Annotated in this window: 18 protein-coding genes; 8 read left to right on the top strand and 10 right to left on the bottom strand. The window is 62.9% G+C overall.

From position 1 onward, the window contains the following. Positions 1-33: 33 nt before the first annotated feature. The 3 genes from FNV92_RS14770 to FNV92_RS14760 form a co-directional block, all read right to left on the bottom strand. Positions 34-423: a Zn-ribbon domain-containing OB-fold protein gene (locus FNV92_RS14770; protein WP_015685453.1), complete on the bottom strand. Its 390-nt coding sequence runs from the start codon at positions 421-423 to the stop codon at positions 34-36. Beyond that, a complete protein-coding gene (locus FNV92_RS14765; protein ID WP_015685452.1) occupies positions 423-1,580 on the bottom strand; it encodes a thiolase domain-containing protein in 1,158 nt (385 codons plus the stop codon). Before FNV92_RS14765 ends, FNV92_RS14770 begins: the two co-directional genes overlap by 1 nt. Before the next feature lie 938 nt (positions 1,581-2,518). Further along, positions 2,519-6,010, bottom strand: coding sequence for an indolepyruvate ferredoxin oxidoreductase family protein (locus tag FNV92_RS14760; protein WP_143845893.1), 3,492 nt, complete (start codon positions 6,008-6,010; stop codon positions 2,519-2,521). A 280-nt stretch (positions 6,011-6,290) separates the two neighbouring features. Here FNV92_RS14760 and FNV92_RS14755 point away from each other — a divergent pair, with 280 nt between their 5' ends. Then, positions 6,291-7,499 (top strand): c-type cytochrome, encoded by a 1,209-nt coding sequence (locus tag FNV92_RS14755; RefSeq protein WP_143845894.1) that lies wholly within the window; start codon positions 6,291-6,293, stop codon positions 7,497-7,499. Between the two features lie 116 nt (positions 7,500-7,615). Here the strand turns inward: FNV92_RS14755 and FNV92_RS14750 are convergent, their stop codons facing one another. After that, on the bottom strand, positions 7,616-8,257 hold the full coding sequence (locus FNV92_RS14750; RefSeq protein ID WP_143845895.1) for a trimeric intracellular cation channel family protein: 642 nt from the start codon (positions 8,255-8,257) through the stop codon (positions 7,616-7,618). A 144-nt stretch (positions 8,258-8,401) separates the two neighbouring features. On the opposite strand from FNV92_RS14750, the gene FNV92_RS14745 reads away from it, so the two are divergent. After that, complete coding sequence (locus FNV92_RS14745; RefSeq protein ID WP_143845896.1) at positions 8,402-8,797, top strand: hypothetical protein; 396 nt, start codon at positions 8,402-8,404, stop codon at positions 8,795-8,797. A 113-nt stretch (positions 8,798-8,910) separates the two neighbouring features. Here the strand turns inward: FNV92_RS14745 and FNV92_RS14740 are convergent, their stop codons facing one another. Genes FNV92_RS14740 through FNV92_RS14730 form a run of 3 tightly spaced genes read right to left on the bottom strand, consistent with a single transcriptional unit; the run spans position 8,911 to position 10,457 of the window. Then, positions 8,911-9,720 carry an isocitrate lyase/PEP mutase family protein gene (locus FNV92_RS14740; protein WP_143845897.1) on the bottom strand — a complete coding sequence of 270 codons (810 nt, stop codon included), beginning with the start codon at positions 9,718-9,720 and terminating at the stop codon, positions 8,911-8,913. Positions 9,721-9,774: 54 nt separating this feature from the next. Then, positions 9,775-10,125 (bottom strand): antibiotic biosynthesis monooxygenase family protein, encoded by a 351-nt coding sequence (locus FNV92_RS14735; protein WP_143845898.1) that lies wholly within the window; start codon positions 10,123-10,125, stop codon positions 9,775-9,777. Between the two features lie 23 nt (positions 10,126-10,148). Continuing rightward, entirely contained in the window at positions 10,149-10,457 is a 309-nt protein-coding gene (locus FNV92_RS14730; RefSeq protein WP_143845899.1) for an NIPSNAP family protein, read from the bottom strand. Between the two features lie 147 nt (positions 10,458-10,604). Between FNV92_RS14730 and FNV92_RS14725 the strand changes: the two genes are divergently transcribed. The 3 genes from FNV92_RS14725 (at position 10,605) to FNV92_RS14715 (ending at position 12,924) form a co-directional block, all read left to right on the top strand. After that, positions 10,605-11,303: a metalloregulator ArsR/SmtB family transcription factor gene (locus FNV92_RS14725; RefSeq protein ID WP_168213713.1), complete on the top strand. Its 699-nt coding sequence runs from the start codon at positions 10,605-10,607 to the stop codon at positions 11,301-11,303. A 180-nt stretch (positions 11,304-11,483) separates the two neighbouring features. Continuing rightward, positions 11,484-12,491, top strand: coding sequence for an alpha/beta fold hydrolase (locus tag FNV92_RS14720; protein ID WP_143845900.1), 1,008 nt, complete (start codon positions 11,484-11,486; stop codon positions 12,489-12,491). 190 nt (positions 12,492-12,681) lie between these two features. Beyond that, positions 12,682-12,924: a GCG_CRPN prefix-to-repeats domain-containing protein gene (locus FNV92_RS14715; RefSeq protein ID WP_015685441.1), complete on the top strand. Its 243-nt coding sequence runs from the start codon at positions 12,682-12,684 to the stop codon at positions 12,922-12,924. Positions 12,925-13,077: 153 nt separating this feature from the next. On the opposite strand, the gene FNV92_RS14710 is transcribed toward FNV92_RS14715, so the two are convergent. Together FNV92_RS14710 and FNV92_RS14705 are read right to left on the bottom strand one after the other, a co-directional pair. Continuing rightward, positions 13,078-13,350, bottom strand: coding sequence for a twin-arginine translocation signal domain-containing protein (locus FNV92_RS14710; protein WP_143845901.1), 273 nt, complete (start codon positions 13,348-13,350; stop codon positions 13,078-13,080). A gap of 120 nt (positions 13,351-13,470) precedes the next feature. Then, the gene (locus tag FNV92_RS14705) at positions 13,471-13,785 is read right to left on the bottom strand and encodes a hypothetical protein (RefSeq protein WP_168213714.1); all 315 of its coding nucleotides are present in this window, start codon (positions 13,783-13,785) and stop codon (positions 13,471-13,473) included. Between the two features lie 140 nt (positions 13,786-13,925). Between FNV92_RS14705 and FNV92_RS14700 the strand changes: the two genes are divergently transcribed. Both FNV92_RS14700 and FNV92_RS14695 read left to right on the top strand, forming a co-directional pair. Next, complete coding sequence (locus FNV92_RS14700) at positions 13,926-14,576, top strand: glutathione S-transferase family protein (protein WP_143845902.1); 651 nt, start codon at positions 13,926-13,928, stop codon at positions 14,574-14,576. Between the two features lie 93 nt (positions 14,577-14,669). Continuing rightward, positions 14,670-14,822: a hypothetical protein gene (locus tag FNV92_RS14695; RefSeq protein ID WP_015685437.1), complete on the top strand. Its 153-nt coding sequence runs from the start codon at positions 14,670-14,672 to the stop codon at positions 14,820-14,822. A gap of 28 nt (positions 14,823-14,850) precedes the next feature. Here the strand turns inward: FNV92_RS14695 and FNV92_RS14690 are convergent, their stop codons facing one another. Then, a complete protein-coding gene (locus FNV92_RS14690; protein WP_143845903.1) occupies positions 14,851-15,198 on the bottom strand; it encodes a hypothetical protein in 348 nt (115 codons plus the stop codon). A gap of 476 nt (positions 15,199-15,674) precedes the next feature. Between FNV92_RS14690 and FNV92_RS14685 the strand changes: the two genes are divergently transcribed. Beyond that, complete coding sequence (locus FNV92_RS14685; RefSeq protein ID WP_143845904.1) at positions 15,675-17,036, top strand: hypothetical protein; 1,362 nt, start codon at positions 15,675-15,677, stop codon at positions 17,034-17,036. Positions 17,037-17,058 lie beyond the last annotated feature (22 nt).

Raw genomic sequence — 17,058 nt, 5'->3', positions numbered from 1 at the left:
CACCTTCCCCCGCAAGGGGGAAGGAAGAAAAGACTATGCCACCGTAAAGAACGGCAGCGGTGCGCCGTCGGTCGGCTTGAACACCACTTTCACCTTCTGGCCGATCTTCAGCTTCTCGAGATCGCAATCGACGAAGTTGGTCTGGACTGACGGACCTTCCTTCAGCGTGACGTAGCCGATCGCGTAAGGCCCCGTCGGCGACTTCCGCATCAGGCTCCAGGTGTAGATCGTGCCCTCGCCCGAAGCCTCTTCCCACACCGTCTTGTCCGAATAGCAGAACGGGCAGATCGAGCGTGGGAAGTAATGCGCCTCGCCGCAGGCGGTGCAGCGCTTGATCATGAACTTGCCCTGCTTGGCGGCGTCCCAGAACGCTGCAGTCTCCGGATTGGTTACGGGGGCCGGGTACTTCTTAGCTTCGCTCATCACACGCGCTCCAGAATGGCGGTCGAGGCGGCGTGGCGAACGCCCAGAAGGCCGCCGGTGCCATGCGCGATGGCGAGATCGCAATTTGGAACCTGCACCTTCGGATGCGCCTCGCCGCGCAACTGCCTGACGGCCTCGAGGATCTTGGTCATGCCGCCGCGATTGACGGGATGGTTGCTGCAGAGGCCGCCACCATCGGTGTTGAACGGCAGCTTGCCGACGCCCGAGATCAGATTGCCGTCGGCGACGAACTTGCCGCCCTCGCCCTTCTTGCAGAAGCCAAGGTCCTCGAGCTGCATCAACACCGTGATGGTGAAGCTGTCGTAGATCGAGGCGTATTTGATGTCCTTCGGCGTGATGCCGGCTTCCTCGAAGGCGCGCGGGCCGGACCAGATGCCGGCGGAGTATGTGAGATCGAGATCCTTGCCGCCGCGCGGGCCCTTCATGGCTTCGCCATGGCCGATCAGCCGCACCAGCGGCTTCTTCAGGCTCTTCGCGATCTCAGGCGTGGTCACGATCAGCGCGCCGCCGCCGTCGGAGACGACGCAGCAGTCCATGCGATGCAGCGGATCGGAGATCATCGGCGAGTTCAGCACGTCCTCGACGGTGACGACGTCCTTGAGCATCGCATGCGGATTGTATTGCGCGTGATGCGAGGCCGCGACCTTGATCCAGGCGAGCTGTTCGCTGGTGGTGCCATAGTCGTGCATATGGCGCATGGCACACATGCCATAGGCATTGTGGGTGGTCGCGCCGTACGCGGTCTCGAAATCGGCTTCGGCGCCCTGCGCCCGCGGCGGCATCGCGCCCGTGCGCGGCTTGCCGGCGAGCGTGATCAGCGCGATCGAGCACTTGCCCGCCGCGATCGCCTCGGCGGCATGGCCGAGATGGATGATGTAGGAACAGCCGCCGGTCTCGGTGGAATCGACGTGGCGCAGCTTCTTGGTGTTCAGGCCGAGATAGTCGACCATCGGCCAGGCGCCGCCGGGCGCATCGCCTGCGCAGAAATAGGCGTCGATGTCGTCCTTGCTGATCCCCGCATCCTCGATCGCGCCCTTGGCGACCTCGGCGTGGAGCTGGGCGGTGGATTTGTCCGGCGCATGCCGGGTCGGGTGTTCGTAGATCCCGGCAATGTAGGCCTTGCCCTTGATGGTCAAAACAGAGGTCTCCGCTCGCGTTTCTTCTTCGCCTTTTTTCTGAACCCCGGTGGCCTGATTGGCAAGCGCGGAAATATTCCGTCGGGCGAGAGGGCAGCGGGCTGGCGCAAATGGGCCCACCCTAAAGCCGGGAAACAGTAGGACGCGACCCTGCCCGCCGCGTCGTCATTGCGAGGAGCCCCGGCGACGAAGCAATCCAGAATCCATCCACGGAGAGACTCTGGATTGCTTCGCTGCGCTCGCCATGACGGAGTTCGTGGCGCTGACGGTGCTGTTCAACTCAACACTCGCCAGTAGACACATCCCCGCTTTCTCGCGGCATGTCCTGCCCGAGCTATGCGTCCGTCTGACTCCCTCTGGGAACAGAGGGCGCAGGGAAGACCGGGTGCCGACTGGCACCCGCGGTCCACTGTGCGAAAATTGCGCTACAAGAGGCTGCACAGCGGCATACAGGTGAAGCCAAACATCCGGCCTTCCCTGCGCAGTGGCTTTACGGCTTATGTCGCGCTCTCCTCGGGGAGCGATGCACTATTGCCCCCGTCGCCTTGCGAGTGACCGCAAGACTTGACGCCAGCCTGCGGGCGCCAGGACCACGCGATTTTGCCGTACGCGAGACCGCGCCCGTCGTGCACGCGAGACAATGTCCCGCGCGACGCAGCCCGCGTCCACCGCCGCTCACCCCGCGTTCCGTGACGATCGCGATACGCCCCTTTGAGAGGGATGAGGCGGCGGATGGATACGACAATTCCGAATTTCGGTAAAGCGAAATGTTTTTGCGCAGGCTGATTGACCCACGGCATGGGTGTTTTGCCCGACGGGCAGCACAACAGATAGTGCCGTAGGGCGGGCAAAGCGCAGCGTGCCCACGTCTTCGGACTCATCCCAGCTAGATGGTGGGCACGGCGCTTTGCGCCTTTGCCCACCATCCGGGACCTTCCCTACTCCGCGGCAATCTGCCTCGGAGCCGGCGGCGGGCTCGCCAGATCCGCCGCAAGCTGGGCGTAGCGGGCCTTGGCGTCCGCGACGGCCTTCTCCTTCACCGGGCCGTAGCCGCGAATGCGGTCGGGCAGCGACAGCAATTCCACCGCGGTGTCGATCGTGACCGGCGACAAGAGGCCGAGCACGGTGGCGACGTCCTTCTCGTAGCCCGTGATCAGGTCGCGCTCGAGCTTGCGGTCGGCGCTGCGGCCGAAGATGTCGAGCGGCGTGCCGCGCAGGACCTTGAATTTTGCGAGCACGCGGAACGCAGAGAGCATCCACGGGCCGAAGGCGCGCTTCTTCGGGCGTCCCAGTGCATCGACGCCACTGCTGAGGATCGGCGGTGCGAGGTTGAAGTTGAACTTGAAGTCGCCTTCGAACTGGTCACGCAGCTGCTTTTCGAACGCGCCGTCGGTGAAGAGGCGCGCGACTTCGTATTCGTCCTTGTAGGCCAGCAGCTTGGCGTAATTCACCGCGACCGCACGCGGCAGCGCATCGTCATAACCGCCCTGCTTCGCGGCCTCGCGAACCTGGTCGATCAGCTTGCGATAGCGTCTGGCAAGACGGTTGTTCTGGTAGGCGGTCAGGTGCTTGGCGCGATGCTCGATCACCTCGTCGAGCGTCATCGCGTCCAGAGACTTGGGCGCGACGACCTCGTCCGTTCCCTTCAGCATGCCGGCAAGACGTGCGGGATCGGCGACCGCGAGGCGGCCGAGGCGGAAGGCTTCCTTGTTCATCTTGATCGAGACGCCGTTCACCTCGATCGCCTGCTCGATCGACTCCGCCGACAGCGGCAAGAGGCCCTTCTGATAGGCATAGCCCATCATCATCATGTTGGTGGCGATGCTGTCGCCGAGCAGCTGCTCGGCCGGCTTGGTGAAGTCGAAGAAGACGGAGTCCTTGTGCAGCGCCGTTTCCAAAAGTCCGTTCAGCTTGCGGGTCTGGAAATTGAAGTCGCGGTTGAGCACGAAATCGGCGGTGGGAATGACGTGGCTGTTGATGATGCCGCGGGTGCGGGTGGTGTCGCAGAGCGAGATGGTGTCCCTGGCGACCGCAACCACCTCGTCGGCGGCGAGCACGACGTCGGCCGTGCCGGTGACAATTCGCGAGCATGTCACCTCGGCCGGATGATCCGATAGCCGTACGTGGCTGAGCACCGCGCCGCCCTTTTGCGCCAGGCCCGACATGTCGAGGATCATCGAGGCCTTGCCCTCGATATGAGCGGCCATGCCGAGCAGCGCGCCGATTGTGAGCACGCCGGTGCCGCCGACACCGCCGACGGCGATGTTGTAGGGTTTATCCAGCGTCGGCCGCGAGGCCGGCTCGGCAATCGCACCGATGTCACTGAGATCGGCCGGCGCGCGATGGCGCGGCTTGCCGCCGTCGACGATGACGAAGGACGGGCAAAAACCCTTCACGCAGGAATAGTCCTTGTTGCAGGACGACTGGTTGATGGCGCGCTTGCGGCCAAACTCGGTCTCCAGCGGCTCAACCGAGATGCAGTTCGACTGCACCGAGCAGTCGCCGCAGCCTTCGCAGACGGCCGGGTTGATCATGACGCGGCGCGCCGGATCCTCCAGCAGGCCGCGCTTGCGGCGGCGGCGCTTCTCGGCGGCGCAGGTCTGCACGAAAACGATCGCCGATGTGCCCTTGTGCTCCCGGCACATCTTCATGACGTTCTGCAGCTCGTCGCGATGATAGAGCTTCACGCCCGGCGCGATGCTGTCGGCGGGATAGGCATCGGGCGTTTCGGAGACCAGGTAGATCTCGCGGATGCCTTCGGCATGGAGCTGGAAGGTGATCTGCTGCGGCGACAGATCGCCGTCATGGCGCTGGCCGCCGGTCATGGCGACGGCGTCGTTGTAGAGGATCTTGTAGGTGATGTTGGTCTTGGAGGCGACCGCCTGGCGGATCGCCAGCAGCCCGGAGTGGAAGTAAGTGCCGTCGCCGAGATTGGCGAAGATGTGGTTCTCGTTGGTGAAGGGCGCGATGCCGACCCACGGCACGCCCTCGCCGCCCATATGCGTAAACGTCTCGGTCGAGCGGTCCATCCACAGCGCCATGAAGTGACAGCCGATGCCGGCCAGCGCGCGGCTGCCTTCGGGGACCTTGGTCGAGGTGTTGTGGGGACAGCCGGAACAGAAATACGGGGTGCGGGAGACGGGAGCGACCGCCTGCATCTGGGTCGCCTGGCGGCCGTTGAACCAGTCGGCCTTGACGCGGAGCATCTCCGCGATTTCAGGATTGAGATTCAGTCGAAGCAGTCGTTCGGTCAGCGAAGTCGCGAGCGAAGCGACGCTGAGCTCGGCGGAGAAGGTCAGGAAGCGCTTGTCGTGCTCGTCCATCTTGCCGACGATGCGCGGGCGGACGTCGTCGCGCCAGTTGAACAGCTCCTGCTTGACCTGGTTCTCGACGATCTCGCGGCGTTCCTCGATGATGAAGATCTCTTCGAGCCCGACCGCGAACTGGCGCACGCCTTCCGGCTCCAGCGGCCAGGGCATGCCGATCTTGTAGAGCCGAAGGCCGATCTTGGCGGCGATCTCCTCGGTGATGCCGAGCTCGCGCAGCGCCTGCCGGACGTCCTCGTAGCTCTTGCCCGACGCCATGATGCCGAAGCGGGCGTTCGGCGAATCCATGGTGATGCGGTTGACCTTGTTGGCGCGCGCAAAGGCGATCGCGGCAAAGCCCTTGTAGTCCTGCAGGCGGCGGTCCTGCTCGAAGCGGTCGTCGGGCCAGCGCAAATTGAGGCCGCCCGGCGGCAGCTCGAAATCGGTGGGGATGATGAACGGCTTCATCTCGTCGGTGAGGTCGATCTCGGCGGTGGTCTCCACCGTCTCAGTGATCACCTTCATGCCGACCCAGCAGCCCGAATAGCGCGACATCGCAATGCCGAGCAGGCCCATCTCGATCATCTCGTGAATGCTCGAGGGATAAAGATACGGCATCAGCGCCGACATGAAGGCGTGGTCGGACTGATGCGGAACGGTGGAGGATTTGGCGCCGTGGTCGTCGCCGGCGAGGCACAGCACGCCGCCGTTCTTGGCGGAGCCTGCGGCATTGCCGTGGCGGAACACGTCGCCACAGCGGTCGACCCCGGGGCCCTTGCCGTACCAGATGCCGACCACGCCGTCATACTTGGCGCCGGGCGAAAGGTTGAGCTGTTGCGAGCCCCAGACGGCGGTGGCCGCGAGGTCCTCGTTCACGCCCGGCTGGAACTTGATGTTGTACTGTTCGAGATGCTTGCGGGCGGCGAACAGCTGCTGGTCGTAGCCGCCGAGCGGCGAGCCGCGGTAGCCCGAGATGAAGCCAGCGGTGTTCAGCCCCGCGGCGCGGTCGCGGCGGATCTGAGCCATGGGCAGGCGGACCAACGCCTGAATGCCGGTCGTGAAGATATGGCCGGTGTCCTGGGTGTATTTCTGATCGAGACTGATCGGACCCTGGTTGATGCCCATTCTCGTCCTCTTCCGCCCTTTTGAGCGCTTGGCTGCTTAAGCCGTTGCCTGCCCGTTGTTTTTAGCTAGGGCGCGCCGACCATCCGCGCCACTCTATGTCGGATATTTAACGCTCCGCATCACAAATCTGGACCAAAGGAAGCGCCGGGTAAAAATCGCAACTTCGTGGCTGCAAGGCATCGGCGATTTTCAATTTGTGTCACGATACCCCCGCCGTCGCGAAACGACGTGACGCACGTATAATGTGGGACGTGGGCGATTGGTCGCGGGAGACCTCGGGATGCGGACGATTCTGGCTGTTTTGCTCTTGTGCAGTGCGGCTGCGAGCATGGCCCTCGCCGCCGAGCCATCGCCGGAGCTGATCGCCCATGGCAAATCGCTGGTCGAGGCCGGCGACTGCGCGGGCTGCCACACCGCCGATCCCGCAAGACCGTTCGCTGGCGGAAAGCGCATCGACACGCCCTTTGGCGCGATCTATGCGCCGAACCTGACGCCGGATCGCGAGACCGGGATCGGCGCCTGGCTGGATGCCGATTTCACGCGCGCGTTGCGCACCGGCATCGCGCCGGACGGTTCGAACTATTACCCGGCGTTCCCCTACCCCTACTTCACGAAGATGACCAAGGACGACACGCTGGCGATCCGGGCCTATCTCGGCACGCTGTCGCCCGTCGTGAGCCGGAACAAACCGCCGGAGCTGCGCTGGCCGTTCGGCTATCGCCGCTTGATGCGGGTCTGGAACGCCATGTTCTTCACGCCCGGCCTGTTCGAGCCGGATCAGAGCCAGAGCGCGGCGTGGAACAGGGGCGGCTATCTCGTCACCGGGCTCGGCCATTGCGGCGCCTGCCACACGCCGAAGAACTATTTTGGCGCGGACAAGACCGCGCAGGCGCTCGCCGGCAGCGAAATCGGCGGCTGGTATGCGCCAAGGCTCGATGGTGCCGCGCGCACCGGGCTGAAATCGTGGAGCGCGCAGGACATCGTCGAGTATCTGCAGAGCGGGCGCAATGCCAGGAGCCATGCCGGCGGCCCGATGGCGGAGGTAGTCGTCAACTCCACGTCGAAGATGAGCGATGCCGATGTGCGCGCGATCGCACTCTATCTGAAGAGCCTGCCGCCGGCGCGGCGCGAGACGATCGTGACGCCGCCCGGCGAGACCGAGATGAAGGCCGGCCAGGCCGTCTACGCAAAACTCTGCATCGCCTGTCATGAGGCCGACGGCACGGGCGCGCCACGGATCTATCCGCCGCTGCCGGGCAATGCACTGCTGCAATCGATCAATCCATCCTCCACCCTGCGCGTCATCCTCGACGGCGCCCACACGGTGACGACGCCGCGCGCGCCCAACACCGGCGAGATGCCGGCCTATGCCAAACAATTGTCCGACGAAGACATCGCGGCGGTGACCAATTACATCCGCAATTCCTGGGGCAATGCGGGCCTGATGGTGACGCCGGCGCAGGTGGCGAAGGCGCGGAAGCAGGATTGACGCCTCTCCGTCATTGCGAGCGCAGCGAAGCAATCCAGAGTCCCTCCGCGGAAAGATTCTGGATTGCTTCGCTGCGCTCGCAATGACGATGTGGATAGAGCGGAGCGAAGCAAGCGCTATTCCTCATCCCCCGTGAAGACGAATTTCGGCATCTCCCATTTGTAGCGGACCGCCAGCAGGCGGAAGCTGATGCCGAGCACGAACGTCAAGATGGTCCAGAGCTCGGCGTTGAGATTGAAACCGAAGGCGGTGGCATAGAACAGGCCGGTGGCCGCCGAAACGGTGGCGTAGAGCTCCGAGCGAAACAGCAGCGGCACGTCGTTGCAGAGCACGTCGCGCAGCACGCCGCCGGCGCAGCCCGTCACCATGCCGGAGACGATGACGATCGGCAGCGTCGCATCCATCTGCCAGGCGATATCGCAGCCGGTCATGGTGAAGACGACGAGGCCGATCGCATCGAGCACGATGAAGGCAAGCTTGAGCCGGTGCACGAGGCGCGCGGTCAGAATGGTGAGAAAGGCCGCGCCGCCGGCGAGCGCCAGATAGATCGGGCTCTGCACCCAGGCCAGCGGGTAGTGCCCGAGAAACAGATCGCGCAGCGTGCCGCCGCCGAGCGCAGTGATGCAGCCGAGGAAGCAGACCCCCAACCAGTCCATGCTGCGCCTGCCCGCCGCGAGCGCAGCGGTCATGCCTTGCGCGGCGACGGCGACCAGGGACAGGACATGCAGCACGCTATCGCTCGGCGGCAGGCTCCACATCGCCTTGTTCCCTTCGTGACCGGTGGAACCTAACAGGTTCCCGATTCCTTGCGAGGGGGCAACATGCGACGAAAGCATAAGGAGGGCGGAACAGAATCTCGCATCCAGGGGTTGTCACCGCGCAATAAACGAGGAGATCCAACGATGGCTGACGAGCGTTTTCCCAACGATCCGTATCGCCCCAACCTCGCCGACGATGAGTATGTTCGCGCGGCGCGCCGGGATGCCGAACTTCAGGTCGATCCCGAGCTTGGCGAAGGCCCCGCCTCCAGCGGCAAGGTCGCTGTGTTCGCGGTGGCGGTCGCCTTGGTACTGGGCGCCGTGTTCTATGGCTTGAACAACTCCAGCACCGGCAACCAGGCGAGCAACGCGCCGATGACGCAGACGGCCCAGCAGGCGCCGTCCGCCAAGCCGGCCGCACCTCCCGGCATGCGTGACGTGACGCCGCGCAGCAACACCGAACCCGGCATGACCACCGGCGCCGCACCGAGCAAGCCGGCGGCACCGGAACCGGCCGCTCCGTCTGACGCCGCAAAGTAACAATTCGCAATGACATTTGAGAGCGGCGGGACCCGAAAGGTCCCGCCGCTTTTCGTTTATCGTTGGAGCATGATCTTTCCGGAAAACCGCTTCACACTTTTCCGGATCATGCTCTAGCTGAACATCTTGTTGAGCTCGCCGCCGGGATAGCCTCCGGCAAGCTCGGTGAACGTTCCCTTTTCCGCCATCTCCCTGGCGGCGCGCATGAAGCCGCCCCAGGCGGCACGGGCGAGCGATCCGCCGACGCTGATGCGGCGCACACCGAGATCTTCGGCCTCCCGCAGCGACAGCCCGGATGCGCCGATCAGCAGGTTGAACGGCTTCGGTGCGACAGCCTTCACCACCGCAGCGATGTCCTCGCGGGTCTTCAGGCCCGGTGCGTAAAGACAATCGGCGCCGGCATCGGCATAGGCCGTGAGCCGGTCGATGACGAGCTTGAGGTCAGTGACGCCCCACAGATAAGCCTCGCAGCGACCAACCAGCATCGTGTTGCTGTCGCCGATCGCCTTGCGCGAAGCCGCGATGCGCTCGACCGCGAGCGCGCGCTCGTAGATCGGCTTGTCCTTGTCGCCGGTGGAATCCTCGATCGAGAGGCCCGCAACGCCGGTGCGCACGCAGCGCTCGACATGATCTGCGACCTTGTCCGGCTCGACCGCGAAGCCGCCCTCGAAATCCGCATTCACGGGGATGTCGACGGCCGAGCACAATGCTGCCAGATGCTGACAGACCTCCTCGACGGTGACATGGTTGTCGGCCTTGCCGATGGTCCAGGCAAAGCCCGCGCTGGATGAGGCCAGCGCCTTGAAGCCGAGATGCTGCAACGCCTTGGCGCTGCCGACATCGACCGGATTGGGCAGGATGAAGCAGCCGCTCTCGTGCATCTTCTTGAACGTCGCGCGCTTGTCAGCGGTTGTCACGTGCATGTTTCTCTCCCTGATTGATCGCCGCGCAGACATAAGCCCGCGTGAATGCAAGCGCTAGTGCGCGTCGTGCACCGCGCGGCTGTCCTTCGGCGCCTGCTCGCGATCGGTCATGCTGTAGTCCCTGACGACGCTGGCGATGCGCAGATGATAATCGGCAAAGATCTGCGCTCTGCCCTTGGCCTGGGTGCGCCGGTGCTCCATCGTGTTGCGCCAGGCTTGCACCGCGCCCTCGTCCCGCCAGAACGACACCGACAGGATCTTGCCCTTGTCGGTGAGGCTCTCGAAGCGTTCGACCGAGATGAAGCCGTCGATGGTCTGCAGGATCGGCTTCAGATCAGCGGCGAGATCGAAATAGTCCTGGCGATGTTCCGGCTTGGGCCAGACTTCGAAAATCACGGCGATCATGGGCATCTCCCTGCGTTGGTGGCCTACAGTACCACCTTGCGCAGGAAGGTGCGCTCTTCCGCGAGGATGAATTTGTGCTCCTCGGCGAAATGGAAATTGGCCATGCCCTCGGTATCCTGCCGCAGCCGCGCGCGATAGGATTCGTAGGCGGCCAGACTCTCGAAGCTGATCAGTCCGAAGGCGATGTTGTTGGTGCCCTCATGCGGCATGAAATAGCCGATCAGGTCGCCGCCGCATTTCGGAATGATGGTGAGCCAGCGCTTGGAATATTCCTCGAACTGCGCGCGCTTGAAGGGGTCGAGCTGGTAGCGGATGAAGACGGTAACGGACATGTGGGCTCCTGATTGGTCGTCGCAACGGACAAAGCGACACCGTCGCCGCTGAAGCAGTCTGGATTGCTTCGCTTCGCTCGCAATGACGAGTTTGTGGCAACACGCTACGCCCTTGCCCGACTACAATGCTTCGGCTACCATCGAAGCATGAAATCAGGTCCTGACATCGCCATGGTCGCCGCGCTGGTCGGCGATCCCGCCCGCGCCAACATGCTCACGGCGCTGATGAACGGCCGCGCGCTCACCGCGAGCGAGCTGGCGCAGGAGGCCGGCATCACGCCGCAGACCGCAAGCTCGCACCTTTCAAAACTCGAGGCCGGCGGACTGATCGAACCGGAGAAGCAGGGCCGGCACCGCTACTACCGCCTCACCGACGACGATGTCGCCGGCGTGCTCGAGGGACTTGCGGGGCTTGCTGCGCGCACGGGCCACATGCGCGTGCGCACCGGGCCGAAGGATCCGGCGCTGCGCCGCGCGCGGATCTGCTACGATCATCTGGCCGGTGATCTCGGCGTGCAGATGCTGGATAGCCTGCGCACGCGAAACCTGATCAGGCAGAGGAAGCAGGACATCGAGCTGACGCCGGAAGGCGAGCGCTTCCTGGCCAAACAGCTGCAGATCTCGCCCGACATGCTGGCCCATCCGCGCCGCCCGGTGTGCAAGGCCTGCCTCGACTGGAGCGAGCGCCGCCATCATCTCGCCGGCACGCTCGGCGCCGCCATGATGCAACGCTTCGCCGAGCTGAAATGGGCCGCGCGCGACAGCACCCCGGGCAGCCGCGTCGTGAATTTCACCCGCACCGGCGAGAAGCAGTTTGCGGCGCTATTCGGAAATGAGAAGGACTAGTCACGCGAGATGCGTAAGATCGCACGTTTGCGTGTGATCGGAGCTCCTCGTCGTGGCCGGGCTTGACCCGGCCATCCACGTCTTTAGTGCAGTGCGCGTTGATCCACGTGGATGCCCGGGACAAGCCCGGGCATGACGGAGATTGGATCTCCTCACTCCAACTCTACCCAGAGCCTCCCCATGACCCGCATCCTTACGGCCGCGCTCGCCGCCACCCTTCTCGCCGTTCCTTTCGCATCCAGCGCTGCCGACGGCCCACAGCGCGAACCCTACGGCATCGCGCTCGAAGGCTTTGCCTATCCCTATCCCGTGCACCTGCTGCCTGTTGTCAACGACGGCGAGCAGCTCAGCATGGCCTATATGGATGTCGCGCCCACGCAGCCGAACGGCCGCACCGTGGTGCTGCTGCACGGGCGCAATTTTCCGTCGAGCTACTGGGCACCCGTCACCAAGATGCTGAGCGAGGCCGGCTTCCGCGTCGTGGTGCCCGACCAGATCGGCTTCGGCAAATCCTCCAAACCGTCCGGCGAATTGCACTTCGACACGCTGGCGCGTAACACCATCGCGCTGCTCGATCACCTCAAGATCGACAAAGCGGAAGTCGTGGCGCATTCGCTCGGCGGCATGCTCGGCGTACGCATCGCCCGCGCCTATCCGGACCGCGTCTCTCATCTTGTTCTGACGGCCCCAATTGGGCTGGAAGACTACCGCCTCTATGTGCCGCCGACCCCGACCGACAAGATCATCGAGAGCGAGGACAAGCTCACCGCCGACGGCTACCGCAAGCAGCTCCAGACCAATTACGCGATCAAGCTGCCGCCGGAAGCGATCACGCCATTCGTCGATGCCCGCTTCAACATCAAGGGCAGCCCGGACTATCCGCGCTGGCTGCGCGCCTTCGTCTCCTCCGGCCAGATGATCTATCGCGAGCCGGTGGCGCACGAGGTCGCGCTTGTTTCCGAGCCGACGCTGTTCATCATGGGCGCCGACGACCACAACGCGCCGGGACGGCCACTCGCACCTGAGGCGCTGCGCGCCAAGATGGGACAGAATGCCGAGCTGGCGAAGGCGCTGGCCGCGAAGATGCCGAATGCGCGGGCCGAGGTGATCCCGGACACCGGCCACCTCGTCTTCCTTGAGGCGCCGGAGAAGTACAAAGCGCTGGTGCTAGGTTTTCTCGGCCGCTAGCGCCGTTGCATGTCGCCTGAAGCAGCATGCGGGAATGTTCATGCCGCATTCAGGTCATGATTGGCAGATTTGGATCGCGACGTGACGGCATGTTGCAAATTTAACATGTCGAATCGTGTCTTTTGATTCATTGTGCGCCGCAAGCGCCGCTCCTCGAGAATCTGCCCCCAAGGACGAGAAGGAAGATCAGATGAAGTATATGTTCGCCGCCGTGATGCTCGCCAGCGCGGTCGTCGGTTTCAGCGAGGCGGCCAGCGCCGCCGGCGGATGCGGCCCCGGCTGGTATCGCGGCCCATATGGCGGCTGTCAGCCGATGGCCCGGCGTGCGCCGGTCGTCGTCGTGGCGCCTCGCCCCGCCCCGGTCGTCGTGGTGCGTCCGCGCGTGTGCCCCTATGGCTTCCGCTGGTACGCCGGCCGCTGCCGTCCGTTCTGATCTGACCTTCTTGCATTGCAGAATGGCCGCGCGGCATCAGCCTGCGCGGCCATTTCTTTTGAGCACCGCGACATCGCGTGGGGTCGTAACAATTCCGAATCAAAACGGGGACCGCAATTGCGATCCCCGCTCAGAGCCTGGCTTGTGTAGAGCTTACCAGTGGCGGCGATGCCAACGGCGACGGCGCCAGCCCCAGTGACGGTGACGCCAGTGGTGGTGATGGCCGCGCCAATGCACCTGCTCGGGCTTAAGCTCTGCGGCCTCATCGCTGGTGGTGACGGCCGGATGGACGTCCGGATTGCCTTGCGGCATGCGGGGATCTCCGAGCGGCTGTGGCGCCAGCGGCGCGGCCTGTGCGGCGGACGTGAGCGCGGCGGCTCCCGCCGCGACACCGAATGCGAGTTTCAGAAAATTGCGGCGTTCCATGACATGTCCCTCTCGGCTTTCTCTCAAGTGATGCAGAGCGAATTGTCGTGGTGGTGACATGAACTGCCGCTGAATCCCGCGTTCAGGTTCATTGCAAAGCCGACAGGAAGAATCGTAGCCCTACGTTCCAAACGCCTGCGCCAGCACCAGCGTCTCGCGCGTGCGCGTCACATCGGGCCAGTCGCGGATGAAATCGGCGACGAGCCTGTTCAACGCATCGCCCTTCAGCATCGCAGCCAACGCGGCCTCATCGTCGAACTGATACATGGCCTGGTGCAGCGAGGGATCGTCCAGGCTCCAGAACCGCCAGGCCTTGGCTACGCCGAACGCCTTCACCGCGTCGGGCACGTGTTCGGTCTCGTACCATGTGTCGAAGGCGGCGCGCTTTGCCGGATCGGTGACGGTGGCGCGGACGACGAAATAGGCGGCGGGCATGTGTTTCCTCCTGATGTTTGGCGCCAGCATAGACCGTCCCCGGGCCGGCCACAAAAAGAGTTGGAAGCGTTGTCGGAACGCGCGCCCTTCGCCCGTCCTTGGCTTTGAACAGCACGCGTTTGAACCGTTGGAGACACCGCATGGCCGACCTCACGCTGACCACCTTCGATTGGGTTCCCCCTGCCCCGCGCGGCTTCGTGCGCGACCTTCGCGTGCGCTGGGCGCTGGAAGAAGCCGCTCTGCCCTATCGCGTCGCCAGAGTGTCGGGCGACAAGGGCCCCGAACATCTCGCCCACCAGCCGTTCGGCCAGGTGCCGTGGCTGACCGACGGCGATCTCTCGATCTTCGAGACCGGCGCGATCCTGCTGCATCTGGGCAAACTCAGCACCAGGCTGATGCCGTCAGATCCGCGCGGCCGTAGCGAGGCGACGGAGTGGGTGTTCGCCGCACTCAATTCGGTGGAGATGGCCAGCCTGCCCTGGGAGATGTCGAAGTTCATGGGACATCCGACCGACACGGCGGCGTGGAAATTCGTCGACGATTTCCTCAAGCTTCGCCTTAGGCATCTCGAGCCGGTGCTTGCGGGGCGCGAATGGCTGGCGGGTTCTTTCTCGGTCGCAGACATCCTCATGTCGGACGTGCTGCGCGTCGTCGATGGCTTCGGCGGGCTGGCGGATCATCCCGCCTGCCGCGCCTACGTCGCGCGTGCCACGGCCCGCCCGGCCTTCGCCAAGGCCCATGCCGACCAGATGGCCCATTTCGCCGCGGCGGATGTGGCGCGCGGAGTGTGACGAACCGCACATCATTAGCGCGGTGTTAGCCCTAGCTTCACCGCCATCGGAACCAAGCAATTTGCTTCAAATTATCCCGGCGGAAGGTGACACATGGCCCGCATCGAATATCTGAAAGAACAGCTTGCCCGCGCCGAGCGGCTGGCAAAAGCGATCCTCGACCAGCAGACCGCACAGCGACTTCAATCTTTTGCGGCCGAATGCCGCGGTGAGCTGCAGGTCCTGACGCGCAGGGCTGCGGCGTAAGGCGAACTTGCACTCGCCGGGCGCCGCGTCACACCAGCTTCATCGGTGTATCGGCCACCACGCGAAGGTCGATCCTGCTGATCAGCTGCGCGCGAAGCGCCTCGGCAGCACCGATGGCGTCTTCGGTCTGCCGCAACGTACTGACGTTCGAGCCGAGCGAGACGATTCCGCCCAGCACCAGAGCGATCGAGCCAAGCGCTGCGGTCTGCCCCATCCCGAACAGGCCGAGGATCGTGACCAGCAGCAGCGCGCCTCCGCTGCCGACGGCGATCTTGGACGCCAGAATGTACTTGCGGCAGCGCTCGGCGATCTCGGCAAGTGCCTCGATCCGATCTTCGATCTGTGAAATCTCGTCGGTCGGATCGTCTTCGGTCATCAGATTTAAGCTCGCGGAGTTAATCCGGCACAGTCGTAGTCCGCCACATTCGCCCTGGGCCGGCTCCAGCTGCCGAACGCACCCTAGGCACAAACTACGAGGCCATCCATAGCTCGCCAATTTCTCCGACGAGCCTGCTGCTGCCCTATGAGATCTGTCGTCGCCCCGCTTCATACCCAATGCGATGATAACAGCATGCTCGTCGTCAGCGAGCTCGCGCTCGCAAAGCCGCATGATCTTGCACAGCGTGGAGTAGCGCGCGGCGGTTGAGCGACCTGCAATAGCAAAATTTCTTGACATCGGCCGTCGGCTCATGCCATGGCTACTTTGCTTCTGGATGGAAGCTGAAAAGTGAACCTGAGACGGTTCTGGCTGTGTTGTTGCTGTAAAGCGACTGGTTTAGGTGCCCGTTCGCATCTGCGCTAGCGTTATTGCTACTGCGCCCGGAATCGGTCTCTCCGATTGGAGAAGCCGTTATGAATCCAGACAAAATCATCATTAAGTTTGAAGACGTGGCTGAGCAATTGCACGGCCCGGTTAAGCGCCTTGTTGGCTTCGTTCAGGCAAAAAACATGCTCAGCCTGTTCGATGCAGCTGATCTGGATGCGAACCCCCGCTCCGCAAAGGCCGGCCCCGTCACTCAGGCAATTTTCGATAGCATCGAAAAAGACCCCGACATATTTCCTTTCAAGACAAAAGGAATCTTGATCGGATCCTCCGAATACGAAGCGCTTCAGCGCAACCGATATCAGCTTCTCTTTGCTTCAACTGCAATCGAGGGGGTCCTCGATGGGGGCCATAATATGCTGGCGATCGGCACCTATATTCTCTCGTGCGTAGTCGAAGATGAAAAGGTGCTGAAAAAGATAAAACTTTGGGACGATTTCAAAAGCGCTTGGAACACCCATCGTGCTGCAGTCCAAGAGATTCGCGAGGAATTAACCTTCTTGGTTCCAGTAGAAGTACTTGTCCCATCAGACATCGAAGACGATGAAGTAGTTGCTGACTTTACTTCATCGCTTCTGGAGATTTGCGCGGCCCGTAATAACAACGCTGAACTTACTCTAGAAACCAAGGCCAATCAGAAAGGCTTCTACGAAGAAATCAAGAAGGCGCTGCCAGCATCCGTTAGCAGCCGCATCGAGTGGAAAACCAATATGACAGGTGGCGACGTCAAAGTACGCGACATTATTGCCCTAGCATGGATTCCACTGACGCTCATCAAGCTTCCTGGAAAAGTTAAATCGCCATCGCCGCAGAATATCTATCGCAACAAAGGCGAGTGCGCGAAACTGTTCGATGACATGATGGATGACCACAGCGTCTCGAAACCACAAGGTGGCCCGATACACGAATTGCACAACGCATCTGTCGCAAGCGCGATCAAGGTCCTTGGAGATCTCCCCTCCCTCTATGACAAAATCTACGCTGAATTTCCCAAGGCCTACAACAATTGGGGCGACTTCGGCCGCATGCGCATCGTACGCATTTTTGATCCCGCTAAGAAGGGCGACAAATCAGGAAAGTACATGCGAAGCCAACCCGAAACTCACTTCACAGAGCAGCCCGTGAAGTATCGATACCCTGACGGCCTTATCATGCCCTTGGTCTACGGTCTTCAGGCCCTGATGAAGGTTGAAGATGACAAGGTGGTCTGGGCAACTGATCCAAAAGTATTTTTAGACAAGCATCTCAAGGAAATCGCTGGCGCCTATAAGTTAGTACTAGAAATGTCGGGCTACGACCCTCAAAAAGTTGGGAAGAACGAGACGTCTTACAAAATCGCGCTCAGCGAGTTTGAAAAGGCGCTCCTGAAACAGGGTTCTAAAGCAGCTTGATCTGGTTAGGGGCGGCGCGGGT

Source organism: Bradyrhizobium cosmicum (genome assembly GCF_007290395.2).
In the GTDB taxonomy this organism is placed as follows: Bacteria; Pseudomonadota; Alphaproteobacteria; order Rhizobiales; family Xanthobacteraceae; genus Bradyrhizobium; species Bradyrhizobium cosmicum.
The sequence above is the reverse complement of the archived record's forward strand: the minus strand, read 5'-3'. Positions and strand labels throughout refer to the sequence as shown.